The sequence below is a fragment of the Seonamhaeicola marinus genome (assembly GCF_008085455.1).
The window spans coordinates 18,605-34,473 of the sequence record NZ_VSDQ01000107.1; the positions used below are offsets into that span (position 1 = coordinate 18,605).

Below are 15,869 nucleotides of genomic sequence, written 5' to 3' on the forward strand. Positions count from 1 at the left end.
TTTACTTTAATAAATCGGCTACATATGGCATTAAAGCTAAATGACGTGCTCTTTTTACAGCTACAGACACTTTTCTTTGGTACTTTAATGATGTTCCTGTTAAACGTCTTGGTAAAATTTTACCTTGCTCGTTTACAAACTTTAATAAGAAATCTGGATCTTTATAATCTATATATTTAATACCAGACTTTTTAAATCTACAGTATTTCTTTTGTTTGTTAGTTTCAATGTTTAACGGCGTTAAATATCTAATTTCTCCGTCTTTTTTTCCTTTTGATTGTTGCTCTAATGATGCCATAATTAAGCTTTTTGTTTAAGTTTTTCTCTTCTTCTTTCTGCCCAAGCTACTGCATGTTTATCTAACTTAACAGTTAAATAACGCATGAAACGCTCATCACGTCTAAACTCTAATTCAAGGTCTGTAATAACCTCACCAGCAACAGTGTACTCAAATAAGTGATAAAAACCACTTTTCTTGTTTTGAATTGGATAAGCTAATTTTTTAAGCCCCCAATCTTCTTTAGATACCATCTTAGCGCCCTTAGAAACAAGAAAATCTTCGTACTTCTTTACTGTTTCCTTTATCTGGTCATCAGATAAAACGGGATTTAAGATGAAAACAGTTTCATAATGATTCATAAAAATCTATTTAAATTGTTAAAAATTGGGTGCAAAAATAATCAATAAACACATACCACACAACAATATTTTATATTATATTGCAACTGCTCTTTTAAATGTTAAAATTTTGTTAAAACGCGTTGTTTATCGATGATTTTTGGTTTTTGGCGGAATTTTTTGTACTATTGTCGATATCTTAACCGAAATAATACAAAATGTTATGACTTTAAACTGTGTAGTAGTAGACGATTCAGCAATACAACGTCTCTCTATAGTTAAGTTAGTAGAGAACCACCCGTCTCTTAATTTAATTGCAGAGTACAGTAGTGCCCTAGAAACGAAAAATGGACTTAATACTCACCAAGTAGACTTAATCTTTTTAGATATTGAAATGCCAGTACTAAATGGATTTGAACTTCTAGATGTATTAAACAAAAAACCCCAAATTATTTTTGTAACCGGTAAAACCGAATATGCGTTTAAAGCATTTAATTATGATGCTACCGATTATTTACATAAGCCAATTACTAGAGAGCGCTTTAATGCTTCTGTTGAAAAAGCATTAGAACACCACCGCTTATTAATGAACCAAAACGAAGAAGAAGGTGAACACATCTTTGTTAAGAGTAATCTTAAAAAACGTAAGGTTTATATTAAAGACATTAAATGGATAGAAGCTCTGGGTGACTATGTAAAACTAGTTACTGAGGAAACAAGCTTAGTTGTTTTATCAACTATGAAGGCTTTTGAGGCTGAATTACCTGAGGGTAAGTTTTTAAGAATCCACAAATCTTATATTGTTAATTTAGATAAGATTGATAGATTTAACAGTAAAAATGTTGAAGTGGGTGCTTATGAGATTCCTTTAAGCCGAAACAAAAAGACACAATTGGTTGATGCTTTAAATAATATCTAAAATTATTAGCTAGAAGTTATCAACATTTAAGATTACTTTAACCGACCGAAAATCTTTAATACTAGAGAAGCTATTATTTATTTTAATGATAGCTTCTTTTGTTTTTGCTAGAGATTGTTTTTTAGGAATCTTAACTAAAATATTTTTGTGATATTGATTTCTTATTCGTGCTACAGGTGGCGCTTCTGGTCCCAATACGGCATCTCCAAAAAACTGCCTTAAAGATTTAGCAAACCAAATTGAAGCAGTCTCTGTTCTATTATAATCCTTATGTTTTAAGGTAATCTTTATCTGCTTATAAATTGGTGGGTACTTAAAATTATACCTATCATCCATTTGTTCTTTGAACATCTCCACATAACTATTGGTAGATACTTGCTGTAGGATATTATGAAACGGATTATAAGTTTGAATTAAAACCTTTCCTCTTTCATCAGTCCGCCCTGCCCTACCAGATACTTGTACCATTAATTGAAAACTACGCTCATGTGCTCTAAAATCAGGGAAATTAAGCATATTGTCGGCGTTCATTATACCTACTAACTTTACATTCCTGAAATCTAAACCTTTAGTAAGCATTTGGGTTCCTACCAAAATATCTATTTCTTGTTGTTCTAAGGCGGTAATTATTTTTTCATAGCCATATTTCCCTCTAGTTGTATCCAAATCCATTCTGGCAACGTTTGCCTTTGGAAATAGTTGTTTTACCTCTTCTTCTATTTGCTCCGTGCCAAAACCTTTAGTATCTAAATCTGTGCTACCACAAGCCTCACAACTTTGAGGCATTGCTGCAACATAGCCACAATAATGACATCTTAATTGACTTCTATATTGATGATATGTTAAACTCACATCACAATTTGGGCATTGCGGAGAATGTCCGCAGGTATTGCATTCTACAATTGGAGAAAAGCCACGACGGTTCTGAAATAAAATTACCTGCTTTCCTTCTTCTAAAACTTCTGTTATTTCTTCTATAAGCCGGTCGCTAAAATGTCCTGTCATTCGCTTCCGTTTATGCTTATCTTTAATATCTACCAGTTCAATATCTGGCATTAAAACATTATTATGCCTGTGCATTAATTCCACAAAACCATACTTACCTTGTTTAGCATTAAAATAACTTTCTAAACTCGGTGTAGCTGAACCTAGTAACACTTTGGCTTTATGCATTGCAGCAATTACTACAGCGGTATCTCTAGCATGATAACGCGGTGCTGGATCAAATTGTTTAAATGACTGCTCATGTTCTTCATCAACAATTATTAACCCCAAATTATTAAATGGCAGAAAGATTGAAGAACGCGCTCCTAAAACTATTTTCGCTTTCGCGGAAGATGATAAAACATTATTCCAAACCTCAACACGTTCGTGTACTGAATATTTTGAATGAAAAATTGCCACTTGCTCTCCAAAATAATTTTGAAGACGGGTTACTAACTGCGTTGTCAAAGCAATTTCTGGTAATAAATACAATACTTGTTTTCCGCTATTTAGAACTTCCTCTATCAATTTTACATAAATCTCAGTTTTTCCTGATGATGTTACACCATGCAAAAGCGTTACATTATTGGTCTCAAAAGATGTTTGCACTTCTTTTAGTGCAATTTCCTGATGCTCATTTAATTGTTTTGAAGCCTCATTATCTTCACCTTCATATTGCACTCTATCCGTTTGAATAAAATATTCTTCGAGTACGCCTTTATCAATAAGTGATTTTACTATTTGCGAGGATGCACCGCTTTCAGTGGTTAAATCTTTAACCTTTACAGGTTTTTTAGTAGTAGCTGAGATTGAAAACAAGGTCATTACAACATCTCGTTGTTTAGGCGCCCTATTCAATTTTTCCAATAAAGACTGTAATGCATGTTCTGAAGAAAAATTAGCATGTAATTTTACATAGCGCACTAACTTGGGCTTATATTTTTCATACACCTCCTCTTCCACTGTTATAGCTTCTTTTTCAATAAGCCTTTTTATAACAGGAAGTACATTCTTTTTATCCAGAATACTTGATATATCATGAATCTTTAAAGATGACTGATGATGTAATGCTTCGTAAATTAAAAACTCATCGTCTTTTAAAATTGATTCATCTATTGCTTCAACATTACTTTTAGTAATTACTGTTTCACTTTCAAGTATAAATGCACTTGGTAGTGCCGCACGCATAACGTCTCCCAAGGTACACATATAGTAGCTTGAAATCCATTGCCAAAGCTCTATTTGTGTTTGATTAACAATAGGTATATCATCTAAAATCTGGTGAATTTCCTTAGCATCATAAGCTGTTGGCGCTTGGTTGTGAATTCTAAATACCAAGCCCGTGTATATTTTAGTCTTTCCAAAAGGAACAGCAACTCTAATTCCAGGTTTTAAAAACTCAGCTTCTGCTTCGGTTATTTGGTACGTAAATAACTTCTGCAAGGGTATTGGCAATATAACATCAATAAAATAGCGCATACTTATACTCTTTTACGCAATTTGTTTAATGATGCGTTTAACTCATAACCCAGTAGTAAAATGTTAGCATTTAACCACAAATAAAAGAGTAAGATCAAAAGCGCTCCTATAGAACCATATAATTTATTGTATTGTCCGAAGTTTTCAATATAAATACCAAATAAATAAGAGGATAACATTACTAATAAGGTTGTAAATAAAGCCCCAACTGAGAAAAACTTAGAGTGTCTGCCTTCATGAGTTCCAAAATAATATAAAGTAGCTGTTGCAAGGTAAATCATTACTATAAAAAACAGGTATTGTGCAAAGTTTGCCCAAAACACGTTTTGAGAATCTACGTCTAATACCTCCAGTAATTCCTGAACTACATAAATTTGAAAATAACCTAAAAAGGCAATGGTAAGCACTAATAAAAGTGCCAAAATCAAAGCTATACTAAGAGCATATAAATATTGTTTAAATACATTTCTGGTGAGCTGTTCATGATAAGAATTTTCAAAACCAGAAAAGACCGCATTAACACCGTTTGCCATTAGTGCAATGGACAATGCAAAAACTGAAGACAACAAACCTCCTCTTTGAGATTTGTCTATATTTTCAAAAATATTATGAATAAAAAAGTCTGAGGTATTAGGAGGTAAGAACGATTCTAAAAACACTAAAAAATCGGTTTTAAAACCTTCAACAGGAATATATGGAATAATAAAAAGTACAAATAGCAAAAACGGAAACAACGCCATAAAGAAACTAAAAGCAATAGCACTTGCCCTAGTTGTTAAAGCACCTTTTACAATGCCTATTATATACAACTCTAATAAATCATAGAAGGATAAACCTTCTAAACCAGGAAGTTTAATTCTTTTGAGAAACCGTACCAAGACATTAATAACTGGAATTTTTTCTAGTTTGTCTTCAATTGGTTTTGTCATAAATAGCTTGTATTACACTACAAAGTTATTAAATTATGACCTAAGATAAGAATAGTTGAAATAGTAAAAAAGCAACTAATTACATTGCTTTAAGGCTCAAATCCATATTATGTACTGAATGCGTTAATGCCCCGCAAGAAATGTAATTCACACCACACTCAGCATAATGCCTAATTGTAGTTTCATTAATATTTCCTGAAGATTCTGTCAAACATTTATCTCCTATCATTTTTACCGCTTCTCTAGTGTCCTCATAATCAAAGTTATCTAATAAAATACGGTAAATTCCATCATTTCTAAGAATCTCTTCAACTTCATTTAAGTTTCTGGCTTCAACCATAATTTGGAGGTTTTTACCCGTTTCTCTTAAATAAAGCTTTGTCATTTCGATTGCCTTTGTTATCCCTCCAGCAAAATCTATATGATTATCTTTTAACATAATCATATCATATAAAGCGAATCTATGATTTTCACCTCCACCAATTTTTACAGCCCATTTTTCTAGAACTCTAATTCCTGGTGTGGTTTTTCTAGTATCTAATATTTTAGTATTAGTGCCTTTAACTAAATTAACAAAATGTCTCGTTTTAGTAGCAATTGCGCTCATACGCTGCATAGAGTTTAACACGGCACGTTCAGCTTTAAGAATAGATTGAGAAGGTCCTTCAACATACATTACAACATCTCCAAACTTTACCTCTGTACCATCTTCAATACGCACATCAAGTTTTAAGTTTTTATCAACGTAGGCAAAAATTTTCTTTGCAAAATTTACGCCTCCAATAACACCTTTGTCTTTTACTAATAGTTTAGCTTTCCCTCTAGCGTTTTCTGGTATACAAGCTAAAGAACTATGATCGCCATCTCCAACATCTTCTCTAATGGCATTTGCAATTATAGATCTAACTTCTTGGTCAAACTGCTCCTGTGTAATCATAATTTTGTTGATTTGCGACAAAAATAATAAATAGATTTACTTTTCTAAATTTTAGAATTACGATTTTTTAAATTTATTGCGATTTTAAATAAGAATTTCTCAAAATATAAAACTATTTTTGATTTTTATGACAATTACACTTATAACAATAGGCAAAACAGATAGTAATGACTTACAGTCACTTATCACCAACTATATCAAACGGTTAAGTCATTATGTGAGATTTAATTTTGAAGTTATTCCCGATTTAAAAAAAGTTAAAAATTTAAGCGAAGAACAACAAAAACAAAAGGAAGGAGAACTCATTCTCAATAAACTAGCAAATTCTGACACTTTAATTCTTCTGGATGAACAAGGCAAACAATTAGACTCGGTAGCCTTTTCTAATTACTTACAAAAACATATGAATTCTGGATTAAAACAATTAGTTTTTGTTATTGGTGGTCCTTATGGTTTTTCTGATGATGTTTATAAAAGAGCCAATGGAAAACTATCATTATCTAAAATGACTTTCTCACATCAAATGGTACGTTTATTTTTTATTGAACAACTTTATAGAAGCTTCACTATATTGAGAAATGAACCCTATCATCATAGATAACCTATAGTTCTTCCAATAGGGCTTGTTCTTTTTTGGTAAGTTTGGCTACTACTAAATTGTATGAGACATCTAACCATTCAAATAAGATCTTATCTGTTACAGAACCATCAACAACCACCCTACTCCAGTGTTTTTTACTAAAGTAGGAAGGTTCTTGAAGTGCATCATACTGAGCTCTTAACTCATCTATAGTCTCTGGTACACATTTAATACTAAAGCTCTCAAAAGTTTCAATATCTGTAGCTGTAAACATTTTACCCATAACCTTAAATACAAGTACATTGGGTAATTTAGGAAACGGAATAGATTCCGTAACTCCTTTTTTAGATAAACAATACTGCCTATATATTTCGATATTCATTAATGCGTTTTAAAAACTTGCTTTCGTTTCTTTAACTGAATTTCTAAATCTTTTATTGTCTTTTTTACAGACTCTTCATATTTCTCTTCATTAGAACTTGCAAAAATTCTTGGTCCAGGAACACTTAGCTCAATTTTACAAATCTTACCTTTTTGTTTCGCTTTCTGCTCAATTTCAAAATGAACTTCTGCATTAATAATCCATTCATATTTTTTATGAAGGTTATTTAATTTTTCTTTTACGTAGGCGCTCAATGCTTCACTAGTTTGCATATGAACATATTGAATACTCACTGTCATACCTCATTGTTTTAATTAATGTCTATTTCAAAGTTAATAGAGAAATAATTTATTTAAACTGATATTTGTCATACCCAAGCCATTCTAAAATTGTACATTAATTGCTGTATCATAATAGTTCTTTTCTCCTATTTTACGCTTCCCAAAATACAATTGTATTTTTTTATATCTGCCATTAAATACTCTTTTATAATAATCCAACTCAGTAGTAGATTGCACATTATGATGAAGCGCTTTTTTGTTGCCATTAACAGATCCATAAATGGAAACTTGATACACATGCTCATTATCTTTTCCTTTATAATTGGAAGAATACAATATCTTTTCAACAAAAAATTTAGCGTACTTACTAGTTGACTCTCTGTAAAACACATTATCATAATTAGTTTTAACCGGTACCTGCTTTATATTCTGACCTTGCATATATACAAAACCAAATACCATTAGCATTAAGGTTATTAATAATTTTTTCATTGTTTATTAATTTTAAATTTGCACTATTAAATTACTTAAAAATCTTAACATAATTGTTTCCTAACAACTCTCTATGAAAAAAATTGTTTTTGCTACTAACAACCAAAATAAAGTTAAAGAAGTACAAGCCTTAATGCCTAATGATATTCAATTAATTAGTTTAAAAGACATTGAGTGTTTCGAAGATATCCCTGAAACTCAAGAGACCATTGAAGGTAATGCCATCCAAAAAGCAGAATACATAAAGAACAAATATGGTTACGATTGTTTTGCAGATGATACTGGATTAGAAACAGAAGCTCTTAATGGAGCCCCAGGAGTTTATTCCGCCAGGTATGCCGGCCCTAAACGTGATGCTGAGGATAACATGAATAAACTCTTAAAAGCCTTAGCAAACAAAAGCAATAGAGCAGCACATTTTAAAACTGTAATAGCGCTGCATATAAATAATGAGTTAAAAATATTTACTGGAATTTGTCAAGGTGTTATTACAAAATCAAAACAAGGTGATAAAGGCTTTGGTTATGACCCCATTTTTAAACCAAATGGTTATAACGAAACGTTTGCCCAAATGGATTTAAGCCTTAAAAACAAAATAGGACACCGTGGTAAAGCAATAACCCAGCTAATAGATTTCTTATCAAAATAAAGCGCAACAAAACCTACCCTTATGTTGCCAATTAACAATCTTTATGTTACTTTTAATCTATGATGACAGCGGAAGATATTGAAAAGGAAAATGCAGCCATAGCTAAAGCCTACAAAGAATTACTACAGGTTAGTTACACTACACTAACAGATGAAGATAAAAAACTAATTAGAAGTGCTTTTGAAGTAGCCTTAGACGGCCATAAACACCAGCGTAGAAAATCTGGTGAAGCCTATATTTTTCATCCTTTAGCAGTAGCTAAAATTGTTGCTCAAGAAATTGGTCTTGACGGCACCTCTATTGCAGCAGCCTTACTTCATGATGTTGTTGAAGATAGTCCAGATTATGAAATTGAAGATATAGAAAAGAGGTTTGGAGGTACTGTTGCTACCATTGTAGATGGACTCACAAAAATTTCTTCATTGAGTAAAGAAAAAGACATGGATGTGTCTTTGCAAGCAGAAAACTTTAGAAAAATGCTGCTTACACTTAATGACGATGTTAGAGTTATTATTATAAAGATTGCAGACAGACTGCATAACATGCAAACCATGGACTCTATGCGTCCTGATAAACAGGAAAAAATAGCTTCTGAAACGCTTTACATTTATGCGCCCTTAGCTCATAGAATTGGTTTGTACAATATTAAAACCGAATTAGAAGACCTCGGTTTAAAATACACAGAACCAGATGTGTATTTTGATATTTTAAGTAAAATAAAAGAGAGTAAAGAAGAACAAGATCAATACATAGAACAGTTTACTGATGTTATAAAAAAGTCTCTGGACAAAGAACTATTTAATTATAACATTAAGGGAAGACCAAAATCAATTTTTTCCATAAGACGAAAAATGATGAAACAAGGCGTTTCCTTTGATGAAGTCTATGATAAGTTTGCCATTAGAATTATTTATGATAGTGATGTAGAAAATGAAAAATTCTTTGCATGGAAGATATACTCCATTGTTACAGATCACTTTAGACCAAATCCCACGAGACTTCGTGATTGGATTTCCTCTCCAAAATCTACTGGTTATGAAGCGCTTCATATTACCGTAATGGGACCTAAAGGACGATGGGTAGAAGTTCAAATTAGAAGTGAACGTATGAATGAAATAGCCGAAAAAGGTTATGCAGCTCACTACAAATACAAACAAGGAAGCGAAAAAGAGGACAATCTAGATACTTGGATAAACAGATTACAAGAAGCCTTGGAAAACCCCGAAACCAATGCTGTTGATTTCGTAGAACAATTTAAACTTAATCTTTACTCTAAAGAAATATTCGTTTTTACACCTAAAGGGGATTTAAAATCTTTACCCAAAGGAGCCACAGCTTTAGATTTTGCTTTTAATATTCATACAGAAGTTGGAATGAAAACTAGAGGTGCTAGAGTTAATGGGAAACTTGTTCCTTTAAGTCATGAGCTAAAAAGTGGTGATCAAGTAGATATTTTAACCTCCGAAACCGCAAAACCAAATCCAAACTGGTTGGACTATACGAGTACGGCAAGGGCAAGAAGTAAGATTAAATCTGCGCTTAGAGAAGATAAAAAACGCATTGGTGAAGAAGGTAAAGAAATTCTAAGGAGGAAGCTTAAACAGCTTAAAATAACGCTTAACGAAAACTCTATAAATGAATTGGTTAATTATTTTAAGCTAAAAACTAGCCTAGATCTCTTTTATAGAGTAGGTATTGGTACTATAGACAATACCATGCTTAAAAACTTTGCTTCTTCAAGAAGCAATGCCTTAATGAGTTTTATTAAAAATAAAATTACAAGAAAGGCTAATGTTAAGAAAGAAGACTTACATAAAGAGGAAGTTACAGCTAATTATGACTCTCTTGTTTTTGGTAAAGAAGAAGAAAAACTAGACTATAAACTTTCAAACTGCTGCAACCCAATACCTGGTGACCAAGTTTTTGGTTTCCTTACAGTTTCAGATGGTATAAAAGTTCATAAGAAAAACTGCCCTAATGCTTTAAGTCTACAGTCTAACTATGCTTACAGGATAATGCAAGCTAAATGGGTAGACTCTTCTCAAACAGAATTCTTAGCAAAAATATCCATTTCAGGAATAGATAATATTGGCTTGGTAAATGAAATAACACAAATTATTTCATCAAATATGCATGTTAATATGAGAAGTCTTAACTTTGAGAGTAATGATGGTCTTTTCTCAGGAAAAATACACCTTGTAGTAAAGAATAATACCATCATTAAAAAGCTAATTGAAAAGCTTAAAAAAATTAATGGTATAGATAAGGTTACCAGACTGTAAAAAAAGTGTAAATTTGCGTCGCTTATTATGAATTCAGAAACAGAAAATAAAAATCAGGAAATAGTAAAAAATGTTTTTACTAACTTTTTAGAAACCAATGGGCATCGTAAAACCCCAGAAAGGTATGCTATACTTCAAGAAATTTATAATAACGATGATCATTTTGATATAGAGTCCCTCTATCTCAATATGAAAAATAAAAAATATAGGGTTTCTCGTGCTACGTTATACAACACCATAGAATTACTTTTAGAATGTGGTTTAGTTAGAAAGCACCAATTTGGACAATCTCAAGCACATTACGAAAAATCATATTTTGACAAACAGCATGACCACGTAATTTTAACAGATACTGGTGAAGTTATAGAGTTTTGCGACCCTAGAATTCAATCAATAAAAAAAACCATCGAAGAAGTTTTCGATATTGAGATTAACAACCATTCTCTTTATTTCTACGGAAACCGAAAATCAACAAAATAACTAATTTTTACAATGGCAGTAGATTTACTACTAGGATTACAATGGGGTGACGAAGGCAAAGGAAAAATTGTTGACGTACTTACAAACAACTACAATATTATTGCACGTTTTCAAGGAGGACCTAATGCAGGACACACTCTAGTTTTTAACGGCAAAAAACATGTTTTACATACGATTCCCTCTGGAATATTTCATGATGATGCAACCAATCTAGTTGGTAATGGCGTTGTAATAGATCCTGTTATTTTTAAAGGCGAGCTAGATAAATTAGCTGAACAAGATGTAGATTACAAAAAGTCTTTATTAATTTCCCGTAAAGCACATATAATCTTACCAACACATAGATTATTAGATGCTGCTAGTGAAGCCTCTAAAGGAAAAGCCAAAATTGGTTCTACTTTAAAAGGTATTGGCCCAACTTATATGGATAAAACTGGTAGAAATGGTATCAGAGTTGGTGACTTAGAATTGGCAGATTGGAAAGAACGTTATAGAACTCTTGCCGATAAGCACGAATCTATGATCGCATTCTATGATGTAGATATTGAATACAATTTAGATGAACTAGAAGAAGAGTTCTTTAAAGCTATTGAAGTTTTAAAATCTTTAACTTTTATAGATTCTGAAGAATATGTGTATCAAGCACAAAAAGGAGGTAAAACTATTTTAGCTGAAGGTGCTCAAGGCTCATTGTTAGATATAGATTTTGGTACTTATCCTTTCGTAACATCAAGTAATACTACTGCAGCTGGTGCTTGTACTGGTCTGGGTGTTGCTCCTAATCAAATTGGTGACGTATTTGGAATTTTTAAGGCATACACTACAAGAGTAGGTTCGGGACCATTCCCTACCGAGTTATTTGATGAAGATGGAGATACTATGGGACGTGTAGGAAATGAGTTTGGAGCTACTACAGGACGTAAAAGACGTTGCGGTTGGTTAGATTTAGTTGCCTTAAAATATGCATGTCAAGTAAATGGTGTTACACAACTTAATATGATGAAAGCAGATGTGTTATCTGGTTTTAAAACACTAAAAGTTTGTACAGCTTACAAATACAAAGGTGAAACTATAGAACATCTACCTTATAACATTGAGGAAGAAAATATAGAACCAATTTACACTGAAATTAAAGGATGGGAAGCAGATTTAACAGAAATGACAGATGCTTCTCAATTTCCAAAAGAATTAAATGAGTATATAGACTTCCTAGAAAAAGCTCTGGAAATTCCTATTACAATTGTTTCTGTTGGACCTGATAGAAAACAGACTATTTTTAGGAAATAATCTAAAATAAAATTACAGAAAACGCTTCAATTTTTTTTTGAAGCGTTTTTTATTTCAAGGCAATAGCGCAATATAATAATCGTTATTTTTGTCACAAACATTTTAATTTTGAACAAACAACTTCTTATATATTCTTTATTATTCTTTGGTTTTATTTTAACTATAAATGCTCAGGAAAAAAGAAAAATTGAAATTAAATATGCTGGTAGGTTAAATGTTGATGAAGACAAGTATCCCGGAGCTCGAATTCTAACCAGAGATGAATCACAACAAGTACATATTGGCCATGAAAGTATAGAATTATGGTGTGATAGAGCTATTCATTATGGCAAAGAAAATTTTATTGAAGCCTATGGAAACGTGAGAATGAAACAAGCCGATACGGTAAACATGACTTCTAAATATATTGAATATAGTGGGATTACTCAATTGGCTCTGGCTAGAGGTGAAGTTGTTTTAACAGACCCCAATACCACAGTTTCTTCGGATACATTATATTTTGACAGACTTAAACAAGAAGCTTTTTACAGAAGTGGTGGTACCGTGGTGAAAGACACATCTGTGACAATAACCAGTAAAATAGGGCGGCACTACATGCAAGAAAACAAATTTAAGTTTGTAGAAGATGTGGTAATGGTAAATGATAGTTCAACCATTAAATCTAATTACTTCGATTTTTATTCTGATAATGGGCATGCTTATTTGTTTGGACCTTCAACAATTACTACTCCTGAAAGTGAAACTTATTGTGAAAAAGGGTTTTACGATACTGAAAAAGAAACTGGCTATGTTTTAAAAAATGCCAGAATTGACTACGATGATCGAATTATTGAGGGAGATAGTCTTTACCTTGATAATGCCAGAAATTTTGCTTCAGCTTCAAACAATATTAAAGTAACAGATACCATAAATAAAAGCATCATTAAAGGGCATTATGCAGAGGTGTTTAGGGGAGAAGAAAAAGATTCTGTTTTTATAACCAAGAAAGCTTTAGCTATAACAGTACAAGAAAAGGATTCTATATACATTCATGCTGATAAAATAATGGTAACGGGCAAACCTGAAGAGCGAATTATTCGGGCTTATTACGATGCAAGAATATACAAATCAGATCTTTGTGGAAAAGCAGATTCTATACACTCTAATCAAAAAACAGGCTTAACCAAATTAATAAACTTAAATAAGTTTAGTTCTTTAGATAAGTTTTCTACCGCCAGAAAACCTATTATGTGGAATCTTGAAAATCAAATGACAGGAGATACGATTCACTTAATCTCCAATCCCAAAACAGAAAAACTAGATTCCCTTTTAGTATTTGAAAATGCATTTATTATAAGTTTAGATACAGTAAGTAAAACTGGATACAATCAAATCAATGGTAAACGTTTAAAAGGTCTTTTCAATGAACAGAATCAACTAAGACAAGTAGATATCACTCAGAATGCCCAATCAATTTTCTATGCAAGAAACGATCTTCAAGAATTAATTGGAATTGATAAAGCAAAATCTGGGAGTATTTCCATTTTGTTTGACCAAGGGGCCATCGAAGAATATACAAGATTAAATCAAGTAGATGGTAGCTTATCACCAGAATCACAATACGATGAACGTGATAAAATACTAAAGGGTTTTGATTGGCGAGAAGAAGAACGCTTAACTAGTGTTGATAATTTATTTAAAGGAGATCCACCGCTGGAATTACCTGTGATTAAAGGGTTGGAAGATTATGTGCCACCTAAAGACTTTTTTGATGAGGATTTATTGGAACGAATTAATCAAGCTGGAAGTAGAGCCACAGAAAACATTGTTTTGAGCAGTAAAACTTTATTAGGTAATTTATTAAAATTTAATAATCAATTTTCCTCAAAAACCTGGACAAAAACAAATTTATCCATAAAAACTTACAAAGACTCAAAAAACACAAAAGCTTACCAACTTATTTCCAACACAGAAAAAAACGCTTACATGTTTCAATCTAACAGAACATTTGGTAAAAAAGTAAAATTCTCCGTTTGGCTTAAAGGTAAAGCGGAAATATCAATTATAATAAGGGATATTGATGAAGAAAAGACTTTTGTTGGTCTCAAAACTGTTAATATTACACCTAGTTGGAGTAAATACTCTTTATTCTACACTAAAAATAATGAAAACAACGAAATTAAAGTTGTTATTGGTGGGATTGATAAAAATGAAAATGTCTACATAAAGAATACTGAGCTAATAAATATACCCGAAAATTGATGATTGAAAAGCAATTCCTGAAATATCAAGCCCAAACAACCCCACATCCTTTAGGTATTGAGATTTCTAGGGCTTACGGCTCATATATTTACAATACAAATAACATAGTCTTTTTAGACTTTGTAGCAGGTGTTTCCGCTACGCCACTGGGACACAATCATCCAAAAGTTGTTAATGCCATAAAGGAACAACTTGACAAGTACATGCACGTAATGGTTTACGGAGAATACATTCAAAGACCTGCAGTAGAACTTGCTAAACTTCTCTCAGATAACCTACCAGCTTCTTTAGAAAAAACATATTTAACCAATTCTGGTACTGAAGCTATAGAAGGTGCTTTAAAATTGGCTAAACGTGCAACTGGAAGAAGCGAAATTATTTCAGCTAATAAAGCCTATCACGGCAATACAATGGGTTCCATGAGTGTCATGGGTTTCGAAGAGAGAAAACAAGCTTTCAGACCTTTATTACCCGATGTAAGGTTTATAGATTTTAATTCCGAAAAAGATCTAAACAAAATAACCACTAAAACTGCATGTGTAATTCTAGAAACGATTCAGGGAGGAGCTGGCTTTATTGAACCAACAAATAACTATTTAGAAAAGGTTAGAAAACGTTGCTATGATGTTGGCGCACTCTTAATTTTAGATGAAATACAACCGGGAATAGGGAGAACAGGCAAACTCTTTGGCTTTGAACACTACAACTGTATTCCAGACATATTAGTTACTGGTAAAGCCCTTGGTGGAGGTATGCCTATTGGCGCTTTTACAGCGTCTTCTGATTTAATGGATTTGTTAATGGATAATCCTAAACTGGGCCATATTACAACTTTTGGTGGGCATCCAGTAATTGCTGCCTCTGCTCTTGCTACACTAAAAGAAGTAACTGAAAGCAACCTAATTCCACTAACGTTAGAAAAAGAAAAGCTTTTTAGAAAACAGCTAATTCATCCATTAATTAAAGAAATTAGGGGTAAAGGCCTAATGCTAGCCCTAATAATGGAATCTGCTGATATTACTAACCAATTGATATTAAAAGCGCAAGACCAAGGCTTAATACTGTTTTGGTTACTTTTTGAGCCTAAAGCTGTTAGAATTACCCCACCTTTAACAATATCTGAGGAAGAAATAATAAAAGGGTGTAACATAATTTTAGACACCCTTAATTCAATCAAGTAACGCTATCCCTAATAAACTATTCATTTTCAAAACAAAAGGAAACCAAAGTATAAAACAATTGTTCATTACTTTGTTAAAAACATTTAAGCATAAAAAATAAAAACAAACAAATAGAAGCTTAAATTTAATCATGTAGAACCTTACAAAT

Annotated in this window: 16 protein-coding genes; 8 read left to right on the forward strand and 8 right to left on the reverse strand. The window is 32.2% G+C overall.

Features of this window, described 5'->3' with window-relative positions; all coding sequences use genetic code 11:
* Window position 1: 1 nt before the first annotated feature.
* The gene (rpsR, locus tag FUA24_RS00720; RefSeq protein WP_148539621.1) at window positions 2-298 is read right to left on the reverse strand and encodes a 30S ribosomal protein S18; all 297 of its coding nucleotides are present in this window, start codon (window positions 296-298) and stop codon (window positions 2-4) included.
* Window positions 299-300: 2 nt separating this feature from the next.
* Window positions 301-639, reverse strand: a complete 339-nt coding sequence (gene rpsF, locus FUA24_RS00725) for a 30S ribosomal protein S6 (RefSeq protein ID WP_148539622.1) — start codon at window positions 637-639, stop codon at window positions 301-303.
* A 202-nt stretch (window positions 640-841) separates the two neighbouring features.
* On the opposite strand from rpsF, the gene FUA24_RS00730 reads away from it, so the two are divergent.
* Entirely contained in the window at window positions 842-1,537 is a 696-nt protein-coding gene (locus FUA24_RS00730) for a LytR/AlgR family response regulator transcription factor (protein WP_147131013.1), read from the forward strand.
* Between the two features lie 9 nt (window positions 1,538-1,546).
* On the opposite strand, the gene priA is transcribed toward FUA24_RS00730, so the two are convergent.
* The 3 genes from priA to nadC all read right to left on the reverse strand — a co-directional run bounded on the left by priA (window position 1,547) and on the right by nadC (window position 5,866).
* Window positions 1,547-4,000, reverse strand: coding sequence for a replication restart helicase PriA (gene priA, locus FUA24_RS00735; RefSeq protein ID WP_148539623.1), 2,454 nt, complete (start codon window positions 3,998-4,000; stop codon window positions 1,547-1,549).
* A gap of 2 nt (window positions 4,001-4,002) precedes the next feature.
* On the reverse strand, window positions 4,003-4,929 hold the full coding sequence (locus FUA24_RS00740) for a YihY/virulence factor BrkB family protein (protein WP_148539624.1): 927 nt from the start codon (window positions 4,927-4,929) through the stop codon (window positions 4,003-4,005).
* A 79-nt stretch (window positions 4,930-5,008) separates the two neighbouring features.
* Window positions 5,009-5,866 (reverse strand): carboxylating nicotinate-nucleotide diphosphorylase, encoded by an 858-nt coding sequence (nadC, locus tag FUA24_RS00745; protein WP_148539625.1) that lies wholly within the window; start codon window positions 5,864-5,866, stop codon window positions 5,009-5,011.
* A gap of 127 nt (window positions 5,867-5,993) precedes the next feature.
* Here nadC and rlmH point away from each other — a divergent pair, with 127 nt between their 5' ends.
* Window positions 5,994-6,467, forward strand: a complete 474-nt coding sequence (rlmH, locus tag FUA24_RS00750; RefSeq protein WP_148539626.1) for a 23S rRNA (pseudouridine(1915)-N(3))-methyltransferase RlmH — start codon at window positions 5,994-5,996, stop codon at window positions 6,465-6,467.
* A gap of 1 nt (window position 6,468) precedes the next feature.
* Here rlmH and FUA24_RS00755 read toward each other — a convergent pair whose 3' ends face one another.
* The 3 genes from FUA24_RS00755 to FUA24_RS00765 all read right to left on the reverse strand — a co-directional run bounded on the left by FUA24_RS00755 (window position 6,469) and on the right by FUA24_RS00765 (window position 7,601).
* Window positions 6,469-6,828 (reverse strand): MmcQ/YjbR family DNA-binding protein, encoded by a 360-nt coding sequence (locus FUA24_RS00755; protein ID WP_148539627.1) that lies wholly within the window; start codon window positions 6,826-6,828, stop codon window positions 6,469-6,471.
* On the reverse strand, window positions 6,828-7,127 hold the full coding sequence (gene hpf, locus FUA24_RS00760; protein WP_148539628.1) for a ribosome hibernation-promoting factor, HPF/YfiA family: 300 nt from the start codon (window positions 7,125-7,127) through the stop codon (window positions 6,828-6,830). The genes FUA24_RS00755 and hpf overlap by 1 nt, the downstream gene beginning before the upstream one ends.
* 84 nt (window positions 7,128-7,211) lie before the next feature.
* A complete protein-coding gene (locus FUA24_RS00765) occupies window positions 7,212-7,601 on the reverse strand; it encodes a hypothetical protein (protein WP_148539629.1) in 390 nt (129 codons plus the stop codon).
* A gap of 73 nt (window positions 7,602-7,674) precedes the next feature.
* Here FUA24_RS00765 and FUA24_RS00770 point away from each other — a divergent pair, with 73 nt between their 5' ends.
* The 6 genes from FUA24_RS00770 (at window position 7,675) to FUA24_RS00795 (ending at window position 15,721) form a co-directional block, all read left to right on the forward strand.
* Window positions 7,675-8,250 carry a non-canonical purine NTP diphosphatase gene (locus FUA24_RS00770; RefSeq protein WP_148539630.1) on the forward strand — a complete coding sequence of 192 codons (576 nt, stop codon included), beginning with the start codon at window positions 7,675-7,677 and terminating at the stop codon, window positions 8,248-8,250.
* Between the two features lie 62 nt (window positions 8,251-8,312).
* Entirely contained in the window at window positions 8,313-10,532 is a 2,220-nt protein-coding gene (locus FUA24_RS00775; RefSeq protein ID WP_148539670.1) for a RelA/SpoT family protein, read from the forward strand.
* 27 nt (window positions 10,533-10,559) lie between these two features.
* Window positions 10,560-11,012: a Fur family transcriptional regulator gene (locus FUA24_RS00780; RefSeq protein WP_148539631.1), complete on the forward strand. Its 453-nt coding sequence runs from the start codon at window positions 10,560-10,562 to the stop codon at window positions 11,010-11,012.
* A 12-nt stretch (window positions 11,013-11,024) separates the two neighbouring features.
* The gene (locus FUA24_RS00785; protein ID WP_148539632.1) at window positions 11,025-12,299 is read left to right on the forward strand and encodes an adenylosuccinate synthase; all 1,275 of its coding nucleotides are present in this window, start codon (window positions 11,025-11,027) and stop codon (window positions 12,297-12,299) included.
* Between the two features lie 108 nt (window positions 12,300-12,407).
* Entirely contained in the window at window positions 12,408-14,540 is a 2,133-nt protein-coding gene (locus FUA24_RS00790) for an OstA-like protein (protein WP_187388121.1), read from the forward strand.
* Window positions 14,540-15,721, forward strand: coding sequence for an aspartate aminotransferase family protein (locus FUA24_RS00795; protein ID WP_394344175.1), 1,182 nt, complete (start codon window positions 14,540-14,542; stop codon window positions 15,719-15,721). The genes FUA24_RS00790 and FUA24_RS00795 overlap by 1 nt, the downstream gene beginning before the upstream one ends.
* Window positions 15,722-15,869: the final 148 nt, after the last annotated feature.

Coding starts and splice junctions, on each gene's coding strand:
- rpsR (WP_148539621.1), bottom strand. CDS start 298: ATGGCATCATTAGAGCAACAATCAAAAGGAAAAAAAGACGGAGAAATT.
- rpsF (WP_148539622.1), bottom strand. CDS start 639: ATGAATCATTATGAAACTGTTTTCATCTTAAATCCCGTTTTATCTGAT.
- FUA24_RS00730 (WP_147131013.1), top strand. CDS start 842: ATGACTTTAAACTGTGTAGTAGTAGACGATTCAGCAATACAACGTCTC.
- priA (WP_148539623.1), bottom strand. CDS start 4,000: ATGCGCTATTTTATTGATGTTATATTGCCAATACCCTTGCAGAAGTTA.
- FUA24_RS00740 (WP_148539624.1), bottom strand. CDS start 4,929: ATGACAAAACCAATTGAAGACAAACTAGAAAAAATTCCAGTTATTAAT.
- nadC (WP_148539625.1), bottom strand. CDS start 5,866: ATGATTACACAGGAGCAGTTTGACCAAGAAGTTAGATCTATAATTGCA.
- rlmH (WP_148539626.1), top strand. CDS start 5,994: ATGACAATTACACTTATAACAATAGGCAAAACAGATAGTAATGACTTA.
- FUA24_RS00755 (WP_148539627.1), bottom strand. CDS start 6,828: ATGAATATCGAAATATATAGGCAGTATTGTTTATCTAAAAAAGGAGTT.
- hpf (WP_148539628.1), bottom strand. CDS start 7,127: ATGACAGTGAGTATTCAATATGTTCATATGCAAACTAGTGAAGCATTG.
- FUA24_RS00765 (WP_148539629.1), bottom strand. CDS start 7,601: ATGAAAAAATTATTAATAACCTTAATGCTAATGGTATTTGGTTTTGTA.
- FUA24_RS00770 (WP_148539630.1), top strand. CDS start 7,675: ATGAAAAAAATTGTTTTTGCTACTAACAACCAAAATAAAGTTAAAGAA.
- FUA24_RS00775 (WP_148539670.1), top strand. CDS start 8,313: ATGACAGCGGAAGATATTGAAAAGGAAAATGCAGCCATAGCTAAAGCC.
- FUA24_RS00780 (WP_148539631.1), top strand. CDS start 10,560: ATGAATTCAGAAACAGAAAATAAAAATCAGGAAATAGTAAAAAATGTT.
- FUA24_RS00785 (WP_148539632.1), top strand. CDS start 11,025: ATGGCAGTAGATTTACTACTAGGATTACAATGGGGTGACGAAGGCAAA.
- FUA24_RS00795 (WP_394344175.1), top strand. CDS start 14,540: ATGATTGAAAAGCAATTCCTGAAATATCAAGCCCAAACAACCCCACAT.